The 15,838-nt window shown below is 33.8% G+C and carries 13 protein-coding genes; 2 read left to right on the forward strand and 11 right to left on the reverse strand.

The window, feature by feature from the left end; genetic code table 11:
- Window positions 1–236 precede the first annotated feature (236 nt).
- The 4 genes from AAYQ05_RS10980 to clpB form a co-directional block, all read right to left on the reverse strand.
- Window positions 237–1,127, reverse strand: a complete 891-nt coding sequence (locus tag AAYQ05_RS10980) for a carbon-nitrogen hydrolase (RefSeq protein ID WP_343543313.1) — start codon at window positions 1,125–1,127, stop codon at window positions 237–239.
- Between the two features lie 181 nt (window positions 1,128–1,308).
- A complete protein-coding gene (locus AAYQ05_RS10985) occupies window positions 1,309–1,719 on the reverse strand; it encodes a hypothetical protein (RefSeq protein ID WP_343543314.1) in 411 nt (136 codons plus the stop codon).
- 338 nt (window positions 1,720–2,057) lie between these two features.
- Window positions 2,058–2,936, reverse strand: coding sequence for a DUF808 domain-containing protein (locus tag AAYQ05_RS10990; RefSeq protein WP_343543315.1), 879 nt, complete (start codon window positions 2,934–2,936; stop codon window positions 2,058–2,060).
- Between the two features lie 395 nt (window positions 2,937–3,331).
- The gene (clpB, locus tag AAYQ05_RS10995) at window positions 3,332–5,929 is read right to left on the reverse strand and encodes an ATP-dependent chaperone ClpB (protein ID WP_281632211.1); all 2,598 of its coding nucleotides are present in this window, start codon (window positions 5,927–5,929) and stop codon (window positions 3,332–3,334) included.
- Window positions 5,930–6,133: 204 nt separating this feature from the next.
- Here clpB and ytxJ point away from each other — a divergent pair, with 204 nt between their 5' ends.
- On the forward strand, window positions 6,134–6,523 hold the full coding sequence (gene ytxJ / locus AAYQ05_RS11000; protein ID WP_343543316.1) for a bacillithiol system redox-active protein YtxJ: 390 nt from the start codon (window positions 6,134–6,136) through the stop codon (window positions 6,521–6,523).
- Window positions 6,524–6,608: 85 nt separating this feature from the next.
- Here the strand turns inward: ytxJ and AAYQ05_RS11005 are convergent, their stop codons facing one another.
- Together AAYQ05_RS11005 and AAYQ05_RS11010 are read right to left on the reverse strand one after the other, a co-directional pair.
- Window positions 6,609–7,772 carry a hypothetical protein gene (locus AAYQ05_RS11005; RefSeq protein WP_343543318.1) on the reverse strand — a complete coding sequence of 388 codons (1,164 nt, stop codon included), beginning with the start codon at window positions 7,770–7,772 and terminating at the stop codon, window positions 6,609–6,611.
- Window positions 7,769–8,770 (reverse strand): DUF2157 domain-containing protein, encoded by a 1,002-nt coding sequence (locus tag AAYQ05_RS11010; protein WP_343543320.1) that lies wholly within the window; start codon window positions 8,768–8,770, stop codon window positions 7,769–7,771. Before AAYQ05_RS11010 ends, AAYQ05_RS11005 begins: the two co-directional genes overlap by 4 nt.
- A gap of 260 nt (window positions 8,771–9,030) precedes the next feature.
- Here AAYQ05_RS11010 and AAYQ05_RS11015 point away from each other — a divergent pair, with 260 nt between their 5' ends.
- A complete protein-coding gene (locus AAYQ05_RS11015; RefSeq protein WP_343543322.1) occupies window positions 9,031–10,347 on the forward strand; it encodes a pectate lyase family protein in 1,317 nt (438 codons plus the stop codon).
- 83 nt (window positions 10,348–10,430) lie between these two features.
- Here the strand turns inward: AAYQ05_RS11015 and argH are convergent, their stop codons facing one another.
- From argH to proB, 5 genes are all read right to left on the reverse strand, one after another.
- Window positions 10,431–11,711 (reverse strand): argininosuccinate lyase, encoded by a 1,281-nt coding sequence (argH, locus tag AAYQ05_RS11020; protein WP_343543323.1) that lies wholly within the window; start codon window positions 11,709–11,711, stop codon window positions 10,431–10,433.
- A gap of 92 nt (window positions 11,712–11,803) precedes the next feature.
- On the reverse strand, window positions 11,804–12,874 hold the full coding sequence (locus tag AAYQ05_RS11025; RefSeq protein WP_343543324.1) for a M20 family metallo-hydrolase: 1,071 nt from the start codon (window positions 12,872–12,874) through the stop codon (window positions 11,804–11,806).
- Window positions 12,875–13,121: 247 nt separating this feature from the next.
- Entirely contained in the window at window positions 13,122–13,895 is a 774-nt protein-coding gene (gene argB, locus AAYQ05_RS11030) for an acetylglutamate kinase (RefSeq protein ID WP_343543326.1), read from the reverse strand.
- A 100-nt stretch (window positions 13,896–13,995) separates the two neighbouring features.
- Window positions 13,996–14,943 (reverse strand): N-acetylornithine carbamoyltransferase, encoded by a 948-nt coding sequence (locus AAYQ05_RS11035; protein ID WP_343543328.1) that lies wholly within the window; start codon window positions 14,941–14,943, stop codon window positions 13,996–13,998.
- A gap of 89 nt (window positions 14,944–15,032) precedes the next feature.
- Window positions 15,033–15,794 (reverse strand): glutamate 5-kinase, encoded by a 762-nt coding sequence (gene proB / locus AAYQ05_RS11040; RefSeq protein ID WP_343543329.1) that lies wholly within the window; start codon window positions 15,792–15,794, stop codon window positions 15,033–15,035.
- Window positions 15,795–15,838 lie beyond the last annotated feature (44 nt).

Consider the following 15,838-nt stretch of genomic DNA (forward strand, 5'->3'; position numbering starts at 1 on the left):
TGAATACTTATTTAAAGCTTCGGAGAAGCCAAATATTTATAGCAAAAAAAAATACGTTTACGATATAAAGCTCCAGAAGAGCGAGATGTTCTTTTACAATCTAATGCATGTCGCTCCACTGGAGCTTTATCATTTTGTTTTATTGAGGTGTTATAAATATTTCGCTTCTCCGAAGCTTACAAAAAAAAGGACAAAATGTATATTTTGTCCTTTTTATATGTTTTAGATAAATCAAATTATTTATCAATTGCTCTTTTTGTAATGTCTCCAAAAGCGTCAATTCTTCTGTCTCTAAAGAACGGCCAGTTTTGACGAACATTTTCCTGAAGATCTAAATCAACCTCAGCAATTAAGATTTCTTCTTTATCATGAGAAGCCTGAGCTAAAATTTCTCCTTGCGGTCCCGCAATAAAAGAAGCTCCCCAGAACTGAATTCCTTCTGTTCCTTCAAGGTATTTTTCAAGACCAATTCGGTTTGCTGCTGCAACGAAAACACCATTTGCTACTGCATGACCTTTCATTACGTTCATCCAAGCACCATATTGATTCTCTCCATATTGCTCTTTTTCTTTTGGATGCCATCCAATTGCTGTCGGATAGAATAAAACTTCTGCTCCTTTAAGCGCTGTAATACGAGCCGCTTCTGGATACCATTGATCCCAGCAGATTAAAGTTCCAACAGTTCCTTTTTTAGTTTCGATTGCCTGGAAACCTAAATCACCTGGAGTGAAATAGAATTTTTCATAGAAATGAGGATCATCTGGAATGTGCATTTTACGGTATAAACCAGCCTCTGTTCCGTCAGTATCAATGATATAAGCACTATTATGATAGATTCCTGCCATTCTTTTCTCGAAGAAAGGAACAATAATTACTACTCCTAATTCTTTTGCCAACTCGCTGAATGCAATAAATGAAGTGCTGTAAAGTGGCTCTGCTAATGCAAAATTATCTACATCTTCACTTTGACAAAAATAATGACTGCTATATAATTCAGGTAATAAAATAACTTCTGCACCTTGACTTGCAGCATCTCTTACCCAGCTGATACATTTTTTAACATTATTTTCGGCAACATCATTCAGATTTAACTGAATTACTGATATTTTATACTTTCTTTTCGGCATGACATAAAATTTAGAGTGCAAAAATAATACTTTTTAAAGGAATGTCAAAGTAGATAACTTTTATATAACAACTAATAAATCAGTACCAATTCCTCAAATTAAAAAACCATTTCACGTCCGTTTAAAATAAAACTTCCGCAAAATGGCTTTCAACCTAAAAAAATATCAACTAAACAAGTTGTTATTCGATCACTACCTTTTGAGTAAGGAATTCAGTTTCTGATTTCTTAAATTTAATTTCAAAAGTTCCTTTTTCAGCAGATTTAAATTTATAAACTGTTTTTTTAGGATCTGGAATTTGCTGTGTACAAACATCTGAAGCGTATTTTGCTATAACTTGCAATCCTTTGTCTGTACCAATTGTTGTTTCGCTAATTTTATCAAATTCTCCACAAGCGTTATCTACAATAAAAGTCACGTCATAACTTAATTCCTCATTTACTTTTCCAGTTTCTGGACCTTTAATTTCGGTTACAAATGCTGTTTTTGTTTTAACTGTCGATTCTACTTTATCATCGTCGCTACTGCAAGAAACAAATCCAATTGATAAAAATAATACTACTAAAGCTGTTTTTAATCTAAAACTTTTCATATAAAATAATAATTAATTGTTAATTACTATGAAGACGCGCCTTGGTTGCAAAGGTTGCTTATAAAAAATGTTAAAAAGTTACAACGTATCATTAAACAACTATAAATCAGTAATTTATTTTATAAAAAAATATTTAAAAATTACTGTTATTTCCTATAAAAACAAAAATAACATTAAACAACCCCTTTAGAAATGGCATCTTTTTGTAGCAGTTATGATAGCAATCCGAAACAAAAACATAGTACATAGAGAGGCTTTAAAATGAATCAATCTGCTCCAAAAAAAAAAAACATCAGCTGTGAGCTGATGTTTTCGTTAAAGTATATTTTAATGTAAAATTATGCTGTTTTCTTTTGAAAAATCTTTTTGAAGAGATTTACAATTGCCAAAACTATAAAGCCCATTATAAGTCCGATTGCAAATTCTTTTATAATTGATGGGAAGTTTGGTAAAAGGTGGTGAAAAAATTCGATGTTATGTACAAATAACCCGCCAGCAACCAAAATCAACGCAATAGTTCCGATAACCGTTAGTGCTTTAATTACTTTTGGAAGCGCTTGAACCAATACATTTCCAACACTTTTTAAAAGGCTTTTTTCTTTTTTACTGTGCTGAATCATCTTAAAACCAACTTCATCCATACGAACAATAAGCGCTACAATTCCGTAAACTCCAACCGTAGCAATTAAAGCGATAATGGACACGGTAATGATTTGTGACAACAATGGTTTTCCAATTACGGTTCCCAAAGCAATAATTACAATTTCGACTGATAAAATGAAATCAGTAACAATTGCCGATTTCACTTTTTCTTTTTCAATTACTAAAATTTCTTCTTCTGTCAATACTTCATCAGTTATTCCTTCCGATTCTTCGTGTTTGTGAGGCACAATAAATTCGTAGATTTTTTCAGCCCCTTCATATGCTAAAAATAATCCTCCCAAAACTAAAATTATCATGATGGCAACTGGAAAAAACGCACTTAATAAAAAAGCAATTGGCAGAATAATTATTTTATTTAGAAGCGAACCTTTACTAATTGCCCATAAAACAGGCAACTCTCGTGAAGATGCAAATCCAGAAGCTTTTTCTGCATTTACAGCTAAATCATCGCCCAAAATTCCGGCTGTTTTTTTTGCAGCAACTTTACTCATTACTGCAACATCATCCATAATTGCTGCGATATCATCTAATAGAGCGAAAAAACCTGAACCCATTTTTTAAATTTATTTTTAGTGATGCGAATCTAGACATTTTGCCTTAATCTGCCCAATTATATTGCATCAAAATTTATCTTTTTATTCGTATTTTTCTGTACTAGAATCTTTAATTACATTGTCCTAAAAGAACCCAAAGAATGATAAAAACTATAATGGTTCCGAAACACCCGCCACCTAACTTCTTTGCTCCATATCCTGCTAATAATCCTCTGAAAATATTATTCATGTCTCTATTTTTTAAATTAATAATTTGCTGATTTTTATGAACTTAAAATTGAATATTTTTTCAAAAAGAATTGTTATAACAATCAGACTAAAAGTTTCAGAATTTACGGCAAAAAAAAGCACCAGCTTTGACACTGATGCTTTTTCAAGATTAACTAAAAAAATAATTATTTAACTGTCTGGTTTCTAAAAACCAGTTTGCCATCGAAAGCATCCAATAAAATGATGCTGTCTGTTGTAATATTTCCTGCCAAAATCTCTTTTGACAATTGATTTAAAACTTCTCTTTGAACTACACGTTTTACAGGTCTTGCCCCAAAGTGCGGATCGTAACCTTTGTCGGCCAAGTAAGCAATAGCTTCTGGAGTTGCATCCATTGTAATGCCTTGCAAAGCCAACATTTTTGTAACACTCTTTAACTGTAAGTTTACGATTCTTGAGATGTTCTCTACTGTAAGCGGTGTAAACATTACAATCTCATCGATACGGTTTATAAACTCAGGACGAACAGTTTGTTTTAATAATCCTAAAACTTCGTTTTTAGCCGCTTCTGTTGCCGCTTCAACACCTCCTTTTAGGTTTTCAAATTTCTCCTGAATGATATTACTTCCCATATTTGAGGTCATAATAATAATCGTATTTCTGAAATCTGCCAGACGCCCTTTGTTGTCTGTCAAACGACCTTCATCTAGAACCTGCAATAAAATATTGAAAGTATCTGGATGCGCTTTTTCAATCTCGTCTAGCAACACAACAGAATAAGGTTTTCTACGAACAGCCTCTGTCAATTGACCTCCTTCATCATAACCTACATATCCTGGAGGTGCACCAACTAAACGGCTCACACTGTGGCGTTCTTGGTACTCACTCATATCAATACGAGTCATAGCGTTTTCATCATCAAAAAGATATTCAGCCAATGCTTTTGCTAGCTCCGTTTTACCAACTCCGGTTGTTCCTAAGAATAAGAATGAACCAACAGGTTTTTTCATGTCCTGTAAACCGGCACGGCTTCTACGAACAGCATCACTCACCGCTTCTATCGCTTCTTCCTGACCTACTACACGTTTGTGCAATTCGTCTTCAAGGTGCAATAATTTTTCTCTTTCTGTCTGAAGCATTTTGGTTACTGGAATTCCTGTCCATTTTGCTACAACTTCTGCAATATCTTCTCTTGTTACTTCTTCTTTGATCAAAGAGTTTCCAGATTGAAATTCCAACAACTGTTTTTGCAGACTTTCCTGACGTTCCTGTGCTTCTTTTATTTTTCCATAACGAATCTCAGCTACTTTTCCATAATCGCCTTCACGTTCTGCACGTTCTGCTTCGTATTTAAAGTCTTCAATTTCATGTTTTACAGCCTGAATTCCGTCAACGATATCTTTTTCCTGTTTCCATTTTGCATAGATTTCGTTGCGCTCTTCTTTAAGGTTGGCTAATTCCATACCCAAAATTTTCAGCTTGCTCTCTTCTTTCTCACGTTTGATGGCTTCAATTTCAATTTCCAACTGCATAATTTTACGATCCAAAACATCTAACTCTTCTGGTTTCGAATTGATTTCCATACGCAATTTAGAAGCCGCTTCATCCATTAAGTCAATCGCCTTATCTGGTAGGAAACGATTGGTGATATATCTTTGCGAAAGTTCAACCGCAGCAATAATTGCTTCGTCTTTAATCTGAACTTTGTGGTGTGTTTCGTATTTCTCTTTGATACCACGCAAGATCGAAATAGCACTTTCTGTATCTGGTTCATCAATAAGAACTTTCTGGAAACGTCTTTCAAGCGCTTTATCTTTTTCGAAATATTTTTGATATTCATCTAAAGTTGTAGCACCAATCGCTCTCAATTCTCCACGAGCTAAAGCTGGTTTCAAGATGTTAGCCGCATCCATCGCGCCTTCACCTCCACCCGCTCCTACAAGCGTATGAATCTCATCAATAAACAAAACAATATCTCCATCTGCGGCGGTAACCTCTTTTACAACTGATTTCAGACGTTCCTCAAATTCTCCTTTATATTTGGCTCCGGCAATCAAAGCTCCCATATCTAGAGAGAAAACGATTTTATCTTTTAGGTTTTCTGGAACGTCGCCATCCACAATTCTATGTGCCAAACCTTCTGCAATTGCAGTTTTACCAACTCCAGGTTCCCCAATAAGCATTGGGTTGTTTTTTGTTCTACGAGTTAGAATCTGCAATACACGACGAATTTCTTCATCACGCCCAATAACTGGATCTAATTTTCCTGTACGAGCTAATTCGTTTAAGTTTTTAGCGAATTTATTAAGCGAATTATACGTTTCTTCTGCCGATGCCGAAGTTACTCTTTCGCCTTTTCTAAGTTCCTCAATAGCCGCTTTCAAACCTTTTCCTGTAACTCCCTGATCTTTTAAAATCTGAGAAACTTTACTTTTTGAGTCAAAAATGGCTAAAATTAAATGCTCGATCGAAACGTATTCGTCGTTCATTTTTTGTGCAATGATTTCAGCTTCATTCAAAGCTTTGTTCGCGTCTCGAGAAAGCATAACATCTCCTCCAGAAACTTTTGGAAAACTCTGAATTGTACTGTCTAAAATTTGCAAAAACAACGGCACATTTACATTCAATTTTTTTAGAATAAATGGCGCCACGTTTTCATCAACTTCAAATATTGCTTTGAAAATGTGCTCATTTTCAATTTGCTGCTGGCCATTTCGTTGTGCTAACTGCTGAGACAACTGAATGGCTTCCTGCGATTTAATAGTAAACTTATTTATATTCATATCTTTCTGATTTTGATTGATTTAACTTTATAAATTAAATAGGATTAAAGTTACGATTTATTGAGGTAAATAGTTAACTCAAATAATTTAACTTTGTATTCTAATAGACAAATTATATTCCACAGTAAAAAAACAGACAAAATGACGGTTAAAATCAAGATTTTATCGTTTTAACACGTCAAAAAGTCATAAAGCAAGCCAAATATGAGTTTTTTTAATTCAATCTTCGGAAGTTCAGAGAACTCAGAAGCAGCAAAAAGTAAAGTTAACTGGACAGAATTAACAGATATTCTTCAATTAATGGAAATTGAAGCCATTTCAAATGAAAAACCAGTTGTAATTTTCAAACATAGCACAAGATGTAGCATTAGTCGAATGGCCTTAAAACAATTTGAAAGAGAATTTGATCTTGAGGGTGTTGTTGATGCCTACTTTTTGGACTTGATCGCACATAGAGACATTTCAAATGAAATTGCTAGCAGATTTGGAGTATATCACGAATCTCCACAATTGATTTTAATCAAAAACGGAAAAGCAGTTTACGATGTTTCGCACAGTGATATTGATGCAGAAGCATTGAAGAGTAAAGTATAATGTTTTTTTTTGTGAAATGTAAAATGTCAAATGTGAGAAGTAAAACACTTTACCTATTGCATTTTACATTTTACATTTTACATTATTAAAAACTTCCCTCAGAGCCTCCTCCACTGAAACCTCCTCCTCCAAATTCCATTGGAGAATCTGTTTTAACTCCTGGTTTCATACCGAAAGTTGAAGCTACAACTAAAGCTTCTGCATTTAATAGGCTATCTGAATGGTTAATTCTATCTGGCTTAAAGGTTAATCCACTCTCTTTTTCTTTTAATTTTTTAATTGAAAAATAAGCTATTGCAAAAAGAATTATCCCTCCCAATGTAAGCGCAACTTCGATTGGCAAAACGGAATGGTAAAATCTAATCGTATAAATTGAAAATGCGACCGCTAAAAAACTCAACCAAAGCATTATTCTATCTTTTGTTTTTAAAGCCTGAATTAGATACACTATCGGAACAAGAAATGTAAATGCATAAAAGAAAAATGCAAACGGAATATCGGTTCCTGGTTTTATTTCAACATCTAAAAGCGCTGCAGAAAGTTCTCTTACCACCAGATAATTGCAAGAAAGATAAAATAACACCAAACAAAAACTATTAGCTAACAAAAGTCCATTGTAATAATAGCTTTCGTTTAAACAATTCATCCTTTTTTTTGTCAAGAAATAAAATACAGCCGCAAAAATCATTGCTATAAATGGCAAAATTGCTTTTCCTATATCTCCAAATTCAAACATTCCGCAAAACAAAAAAGCAGTTGCTGAAAGGCAAAACACAAGCATTGACAGCACATGCAAATACCTTAGAAACATAAAAAGCGATCCAATTGCAACAAAAAAAGCAATTACCATTTCGTACCCTTCTGTTGTTATTCCTATTGCTGCGCCTAAGCATAAAAGTGCATTCAATATAAAAGCATCGTCTAAACCGTGATTATGATACTCCAGATTGGCAAGCAATTCTACTCCCACAAATCCAATTGCAGCAAAAATATAACAGCAGATTTTAAAAAATGCATTCTCAGCGCTTAGTCCAAACAAAGAAATTGCTCCGCAAATTGAACCGTATAACAAGCAACCAAGTAAAAAGAATCCTATTCTAACTAAAATATTACTTTGGCTTTTTAAAACTGGTAATTCCTTTTCTATAAATTTCTTCTGATCTTTACTTATAAAACCACCTTGAAATAAAGCATCTGCTTCATCTGTTAAAGCCTCATTATCTAATAATTGTTTGTTGTATACTATCATTCTGCAATAACTTTATGGAAGTTTTTAATTAATTTAATAAACATTACAATTGAGCCAATGAAATATGCTGGCAATAGAAAAATAAGCAATTCCCAAACATCAGAGAAATCAACGTTTTCAAAAATTCTAAACAAAACAATATTTCCGCCGATGTAAGCATACACAATCATAAATACATATAAAGACATTGCTTTATATTCGTAGCTGGCTTTATAAAAATAATATGTTGAACCAGCTAAAATCAAAGCAAATATTATCCATATTAAAGTATCATAACCTGTCAAATTACTAATTGCAGCGATACTTACAATATGCAATGCAAAAGTCAGAAAAACCAAGCTAAAGTGTGTTTTGAGCGAAATTCTATGGCTGTAAATAGTCCACAAAACCAACAAAACCCCTAACATTACTGCAGAATAACTCAAACTTTGGCTAGCGTACAAATTATTACTGTCATTAAATATATCCTGTGGTGTAACCGAAAGTCCCACATACGCCGCTAAACCTGTAACAGCAATAGTCAAGACACTTCTATTATCAAAATAATAAGCACAAAAGAAACTTACTATTGTTGGAATTAAAGTAGCCAACCCGTAGTGATCTCCAAAAGGTTTGTACTGAAATTGTAGATATCCGATAAAGATACAAGTTAGAATGTTTCCCGCCAAAACCAGATATTCTAAAACCGGATGCTCAAAAGTAACTTCGCCTTTCTGGAAACCTTTAGAATATTTAAAACAATAAAAAAAACAAACTGCAATAACTATTAAAAGCAATGATAGAATGGCGATATGTCCAATTGTATCAATATTTTCATAAATCAGAATTCCAATTCCTGAAGTAAATAACAATACTGACAAATAAAGAAATAGCTTTAATTCTGCATTTAACGAAAAGATATTTAGGTTTCGATAGGTCTTAACTTCTTCGAATTGATTTTCTGTAATCAAACCTTTCTCAAAAAGATTTAAGGTAGATTGTTCATTAAATTTTTTCATTGATATGTTTTAAACTGGCATATCAAATATATGTATTTAGCATGAAAATTCTGCTTTTAATTTTAAAACCTTTTTTTGTTTTCTAAAACATTATCACAGATTGTTTTGCAAATTATTGCTGTTAAAACAAAATTTACAATTCTAGATATCAAAAGTTTAAAACATAAATATTTAATAAATTAATTTGAAATTATTTTAATTCTTTTACATTTGTGCAATCGATTACATTAACTATTGAAACCACAAAAACCACGCTTAAAATGAAAACAAAACTTATTTTATTAGCATTGCTTCTGCCTTGCTCCTTTTTGTTTGCTCAAAATTATTACATGAGCGCTCCTGAAGGATTTGGTGCATCTGCAACTGGCGGAGGAACAGCTACTCCTGTCACTGTAACAAACCTGACTGATTTAATAGCAAAATTAAAATTAACTACTCCGCAAGTAATTTTGGTCTCGGGAACCATAAATTGCACTTACACCAGTCTTCAAGTAAATGACAAAACTATTATCGGACTTCCTGGTGCTCGTTTGGTTAATCTGGATCAAACTGCAGCCGGTTCAGGAATTTTAAATCTTAAACCAGGTTCAAATAATATTATCATAAGGAATTTAATTTTTGAGGGCCCAGGCGCTTACGATGTTGACGGACGTGATAATCTTACTTCAGAAGCGACTAATATCTGGGTGGACCATTGTGAATTTCAGGACGGAATGGACGGAAATTTTGACAACAAAGGCGCTGCTGATAACGTAACGGTTTCATGGTGTAAATTTATTTATCTAAAAGCACCAAAAGCTGGAGGGTCTGGCGGTGCCGATGATCACCGTTTTTCTGACTTAGTAGGTTCTTCTAAAACCGACGCTCCTTCTGACGGGCATTATAGCATTACTTTTAAAAACTGTTACTGGGCAGAAGGCTGTAAAGAAAGAATGCCAAGAGCCAGAAATGCTGAACTTCATATTTTGAATTGCTATTATAACACTTCTGTATCGGGTTCACTTGCAATTGGTTTAGGCGGTGGAAGCAATAATACAACTTGTTACGTAGAAGGGACTGATTTTGCTAAAATCGGAACTGCTTTTAAAAATTACGTGAGTACTGACGGCGGCACAATTGGAATTGCCTTTACAGATTGTTTGAATGCTCCAACCAATTCAGGAACAGCAGTAACAAAACCTTCATACATGTATAGCGTTTTGCCTATCGGTAATGTTGCAGGATATATTTCGAACGCTTCATGCGGTGCTGGTGCAACGCTTCAGGTTACCGCTCAAGGTGCCGTATCTACAAGCTGCAATAATTTAGGACTAAACGACAATGTAAATAATCTGGATTTGAAGTATTATCCATCAATTATAAATCGTTTGTTAAATATCTATTTTTCAAGTTCTGATAATGGTTTAGCTGAAGTGAATCTGTTTTCATCTAATGGATCAAAAATATATTCACATTCCCAAAATGTTTCTCCAGATGAAAAATTAGAATTAAACGTCGGAAATCTTGCAAAAGGCATTTATGTATGCAAAGTTCAAATAGACAACAGAAGCAAAACTTTTAAACTCGTAAAAAATTAAACCTTAAAAAAAGCAAAAGGTCATTGAAATAATCAATGACCTTTTGCTTTTTACTGCTTACTTTTTACAATTTCACGAAAACATTAAAAAGCAGCTTTCATTTTATCTTTAATCGCATCAAGACATAAATTATTAATACTGCCTTCATGCGTATGTTTTGTTTCTTTTGGAGATTTGTATGTTCCTGCTTCTAGTTGTTCAGCAACTGCTTTGTAAGCATCTCTAAACGGCATTCCTTCTACTACCATTTCGTTTAAAGTATCTACCGTAAACAAATAATCATATTTTTTATCTTCTAAAATATGATCTTTAACCGTAATATCTTTTATTGAAAATATAGCAATATCCAAACAAGCTTTCAAATTTTGAATCGCTGGAAATAAACCTTCTTTTAAAAGCTGTAAATCTCTATGATAACCACTTGGAAGATTATTCGTAATTAAAGTAATCTCGTAAGGAAGTGCTTGAATCTTATTGCATTTTCCTCTGATTAACTCGAAAACGTCTGGGTTTTTCTTATGAGGCATAATGCTTGAACCTGTTGTAAGATGTGCTGGAAGACCAATGAAATCGAAATTCTGACTCATATACAAACAAACATCCATCGCAAATTTTGATAATGTTCCTGCAACACTTGTCATCGCAAAAGCAACCGTTTTTTCTGCTTTTCCGCGGCTCATTTGTGCTGCAACGGCATTGTATTTTAAGGTTTCGAAGCCTAATTCTTTCGTTGTAAAGGTTCTGTTGATTGGGAAAGAACTTCCATAACCTGCAGCAGAACCTAACGGATTTTGGTCTACAATTTTAGACGCAGCGTTCAACATTGTAATATCATCAATTAAACTTTCGGCGTAAGCAGAAAACCACATTCCGAAAGACGATGGCATTGCGATTTGTAAATGTGTATAACCTGGCAATAGTACATTTTGATGTTTTTCTGCCGATTCCATCAACAAATCAAACAAAGTTTTTACCTGCTCTTTGATTGCTTTTAATTCATCTTTTAAGTACAGATGAACATCGACTAAAACTTGATCGTTACGAGAACGTGCGGTGTGGATTTTCTTTCCTGCATCGCCTAGTTTTACTGTTAAAAGATATTCGATTTTAGAATGCACGTCTTCAAAACTGTCTTCGATTTCGAAATTTCCAACTACAATATCAGCGATAATTTCGTTTAATGCATCAACTAAAGATGTTGTTTCGTCAGCAGTTAATAAACCAATCTGTCCCAACATTTTGGCGTGCGCGATTGAACCTAAAGCATCGTATTTTGCTAAAACTAAATCCAGTTCACGATCGTTCCCAACGGTGAATTGTTCGATTTGTTTATCTGTTGGTATTCCTTTTTCCCAAAGTTTCATAGATTATGTTTTTTTTTCGCCACGAATTCACGAATTAATTTTTTCAAATCTTTGAACATAAAATTCGTGAATTCGTGGCGGTTTTTCTTTTCTTATAATTTAAAGAAATCGGTTAGTATTTTAATGTACAAATCGACTCCTTCTACAATTTCATTTACAAAAATAAATTCGTCTGCTGAATGCGAACGCAATGTTTCTCCTGGTCCAAGTTTTAAAGACTGACAGCTTAAAACCGATTGATCTGAAAGTGTTGGCGAACCATACGTTGTTCTTCCTAAAGCAATTCCTGCTTGAACCAAACCGTGTGCAACTGGAATAGAAGAAGCATTTAAATGCATTGATCTTGGCGTCACTTCGGCATTTACATTTACTTTTACAACTTCTAGAATTTCAGCATTTGTATAACGATCTGTTACACGAATATCTACAACCAAATCACATTCTGACGGCACGACATTGTGCTGTTTTCCTGCATTAATCTGCGTTACGGTCATTTTTACGGGACCTAAAACATCAGAGATTTTGTCGAATTTATAGTTTTTAAACCATTCCATTACTGGAATTGATTTGTATAAAGCGTTGTCGTCATTTTGATGTGCGGCGTGGCTTGCGGTTCCTTTTACTTTTACATCTAAAACTAACAATCCTTTTTCTGCAACTGCTAACTGCATTAAAGTTGGTTCTCCTACAATTGCGCAATCTAGTTCTGGTAAATGTTTTAAAACACTGTTTAAACCATTTTTTCCACTACTTTCTTCTTCGGCAGAAGCTACAATTACAATATTGTGAGAAAGATTTTGATTTTCGTAGAAATGTACAAAGGTTGCTAATAACGAAACCAAGCATCCGCCTGCATCATTACTCCCTAATCCGAATAATTTTCCATCTTTTTCGATTGCTTTAAACGGATCGTTGGTATATGCCTGATTTGGGCGTACAGTATCGTGATGTGAGTTTAGTAAAAGTGTTGGTTTATTCTCGTCGAAATATTTGTTGAAAGCCCACACATTGTTGTTTTCTCTCTTGAAAGGAATTTCATTCTGATTGAACCAATTTTCGATTAAAAGAGCTGTTTGGTCTTCTTCACTTGAGAATGAAGGAGTTTCGATTAAGCTTTTTAATAAACTAATTGCTTCCTGGGTAAGCGTATCTATATTTTTCATTTTAATAAGGTTCAAAGGCTCAAAGGGACAAAGCAACAAAGTTTTTGAGCTTTCCTTTGACCATTTTTACTTGCGCAAATTTATTTAAAATACCTCGTGCGCTCTATTTTTTTGCCACTAATTACACGGATTTTCAAACATTATTTTTTTATCACAGATTTAAAATCAAAATAAACTTTTTGATGTATATCTAAAATTATTTTGTCTTTTAACAGCAAAAATTAATGTCAATTCGTGGCAACATTTTTTATAATGTAATCGTTGTATGCGGAATATCTGAATTCTGGAGCATACTGTGATGTCCAATTTTGATTTTCTGTACGCCTCTTGATAGACTATTGAAACAGTTATCCAGTTTTGGAATCATTCCAGAATGGATTACTTTTTCTTCTTTCAGCTTATTGTATAAGGCTTCGTTGATTTCTTTTATTACAGATGAATCGTCTTCTGAATCTTGCAAAACACCTTGTTTTTCAAAACAATACGTTAGCGTAACATCAAAAACTTCTGACAATGCAATTGATAATTCACTTGCAATAGTATCGGCATTGGTGTTTAATAATTGTCCGTTTTTATCGTGTGTGATGGCACAGAAAACAGGAACAACTCCTGCTTCTAATAAAGTTGCCAGTAATTTGGTGTTGACTTGTTTTACATCGCCTACAAATCCGTAATCGATTGTTGGGTGATTTCTTTTTGTGGATTGAATTAAATTCCCGTCAGCTCCTGAGAAACCAATTGCGTTATTATCTTTTGCCTGTAACTGCGCTACAATATGTTTGTTGATTTGTCCAGCGTAAATCATGACTACAACATCCAACATTGGAGCATCTGTAATTCGTCGCCCGTCAATCATTTGCGGAGCCAAACCAATACTCTGCGCCATCTTTGTAGCTGATTTTCCACCACCGTGAGCTAAAACTTTATAGCCTTCAATTTTAGAAAAATCGGTTAAAAATTGTTCTAACTCTGCTGGATTATCGATGATGTTTCCACCTATTTTGATTACTGATACTTTCATTTTTTCTGAGGTTCTAAGATGCTAAGGTTCTAAGGGACTAAGGTTTTTGCTCATCGTTTCTTAGCATCTTAGAAACTTAGAACCTTAGCACCTCAAAAAATTATATTTTCTTAAGAATCTTTTGTAAAACTAATTGTGCTGAATAAGTTCTATTATTCGCTTGTTCGATTACGATTGAATTTTCTCCGTCTAAAACTTCGTCGCTTACAATTACATTACGACGAACTGGAAGACAGTGCATGAATTTTCCGTTGTTGGTTAAAGCCATTTTTTCGGCTGTAACCGTCCAATTTGGATCGCTGTTGGTTACTTTTCCGTAATCGTTGAAATTGCTCCAGTTTTTAACGTAAACGAAATCGGCATTTTCAAAAGCTTTGTTTTGATCGTATTCAATTTTACAGTCTTTTGTGATTTCTGGACTCAATTCATAACCTTCTGGATGAGTAATTACAAAATCCATATCTTTTTGCATTTGCATCATTTCTACGAAAGAATTTGCAACTGCCTGAGGCAAAGCTTTTGGATGCGGCGCCCACGACAGAACCACTTTTGGTTTGTGTTTCGTTTTAAATTCTTCCATTGTAATGGCATCTGCCAAAGATTGTAATGGATGACGAACAGCACTTTCCATGTTTACGATTGGCACTGTAGCATATTTCAAAAATCCTGCAATTACAGTCTCTTGATAATCTTTTTCCTTATCTACTAAACCTGCAAAAGCACGAATCGCAATAATATCACAGTATTGAGAAACTACTTCTGCAGCTTCTTTGATATGTTCTGAAGCACCAGAATTCATAATCGCTCCGTCTTCGAATTCTAATGTCCATCCTTCGTTGGTAAAATTCATTACCATAACGTTCATTCCCAAATTTAAAGCTGCTTTTTGAGTACTCAAACGGGTTCTTAAACTCGGATTGAAGAATAACATTCCAAGAGTTTTATTCTTTCCTAAACTTTGATTTTTAAGCGGATTCTTTTTGATTTTAATCGCTTGTTTTACCCATTTTGATAATGAGTTGATGTCTTTTATTGATATGTAGTTCATTTGTTTTCTTTATTAATTTAGATAATGTGATAATTAGAAAATTTGATAATTGTGCATTATCTAATTTTCTAATTTTCTAATTGACTCATTTAGATTATTTTAGTAAACGGAATTTCATCCTTTAATGCTTTTAAAATAAAATTATCATTCAGCCCATTGACAATCCAGGTTTCGATATTGGCTGCTTTTGAAATTGCGGCTGCTTCTATTTTGGACTGCATTCCCCCTGTTCCGTGTGATGATTTTGAATCGCCGATTTCTTTTTCGAGCGTTTTTAAATCATTTACCAATTTTATCGTCTCCGGATTTTCATCGTGAATTGAATTCTTTGTGTAAATTCCGTTTGTGTTGGTAGCAATAATCAGAATATCAACATTTAGCAAAACCGCTGTTAAAGCTGCTAATTTGTCGTTATCTCCAAACCGAATCTCATCTGTCGCAACGGTATCATTTTCATTAATAATCGGAATGTAATTATTTTTGACTAATACATTAATGGTATTTACGATGTTCTTTTTGGTCTGCTCTTTTTCAAAATCAGAATAAGAAAGTAAACACTGTGAAGTATTTAATCCTAAATCCTTGAAGTTTTCATTGTAAATCCGCATTAAATGAGGCTGTCCGATTGAAGCCAAAGCTTGTTTTACAAAAACATCTTTATCCTGATTATCCAATTTCACAAACTGCTTTGCTGCCGCAATTGCTCCTGAACTCACTATGATAAACTCATATTCGTCATTTAAAGCTGCAATCTGTATTCCGAGGTCTTCAATCTTTCCCCGCGAAATATGATTGGTTTCTTTGGTTAATGTATTACTTCCTATTTTTAATAAAATCCGTTTCTTACCCATTTTTTTTAAAGGTGCTAAGGTTCTAAGATGCTGAGATTCTAAGT

This window comes from Flavobacterium movens, assembly GCF_039581425.1.
Classification (GTDB): Bacteria; Bacteroidota; Bacteroidia; order Flavobacteriales; family Flavobacteriaceae; genus Flavobacterium; species Flavobacterium luteolum.

What these genes read in the sequence shown, in the direction of transcription:
- AAYQ05_RS10980 (WP_343543313.1), bottom strand. Translation starts at nt 1,127, where the DNA reads ATGCCGAAAAGAAAGTATAAAATATCAGTAATTCAGTTAAATCTGAAT.
- argH (WP_343543323.1), bottom strand. Translation starts at nt 11,711, where the DNA reads ATGAAACTTTGGGAAAAAGGAATACCAACAGATAAACAAATCGAACAA.
- AAYQ05_RS11005 (WP_343543318.1), bottom strand. Translation starts at nt 7,772, where the DNA reads ATGATAGTATACAACAAACAATTATTAGATAATGAGGCTTTAACAGAT.
- AAYQ05_RS11035 (WP_343543328.1), bottom strand. Translation starts at nt 14,943, where the DNA reads ATGAACTACATATCAATAAAAGACATCAACTCATTATCAAAATGGGTA.
- clpB (WP_281632211.1), bottom strand. Translation starts at nt 5,929, where the DNA reads ATGAATATAAATAAGTTTACTATTAAATCGCAGGAAGCCATTCAGTTG.
- AAYQ05_RS10985 (WP_343543314.1), bottom strand. Translation starts at nt 1,719, where the DNA reads ATGAAAAGTTTTAGATTAAAAACAGCTTTAGTAGTATTATTTTTATCA.
- AAYQ05_RS10990 (WP_343543315.1), bottom strand. Translation starts at nt 2,936, where the DNA reads ATGGGTTCAGGTTTTTTCGCTCTATTAGATGATATCGCAGCAATTATG.
- AAYQ05_RS11015 (WP_343543322.1), top strand. Translation starts at nt 9,031, where the DNA reads ATGAAAACAAAACTTATTTTATTAGCATTGCTTCTGCCTTGCTCCTTT.
- proB (WP_343543329.1), bottom strand. Translation starts at nt 15,794, where the DNA reads ATGGGTAAGAAACGGATTTTATTAAAAATAGGAAGTAATACATTAACC.
- AAYQ05_RS11025 (WP_343543324.1), bottom strand. Translation starts at nt 12,874, where the DNA reads ATGAAAAATATAGATACGCTTACCCAGGAAGCAATTAGTTTATTAAAA.
- AAYQ05_RS11010 (WP_343543320.1), bottom strand. Translation starts at nt 8,770, where the DNA reads ATGAAAAAATTTAATGAACAATCTACCTTAAATCTTTTTGAGAAAGGT.
- argB (WP_343543326.1), bottom strand. Translation starts at nt 13,895, where the DNA reads ATGAAAGTATCAGTAATCAAAATAGGTGGAAACATCATCGATAATCCA.
- ytxJ (WP_343543316.1), top strand. Translation starts at nt 6,134, where the DNA reads ATGAGTTTTTTTAATTCAATCTTCGGAAGTTCAGAGAACTCAGAAGCA.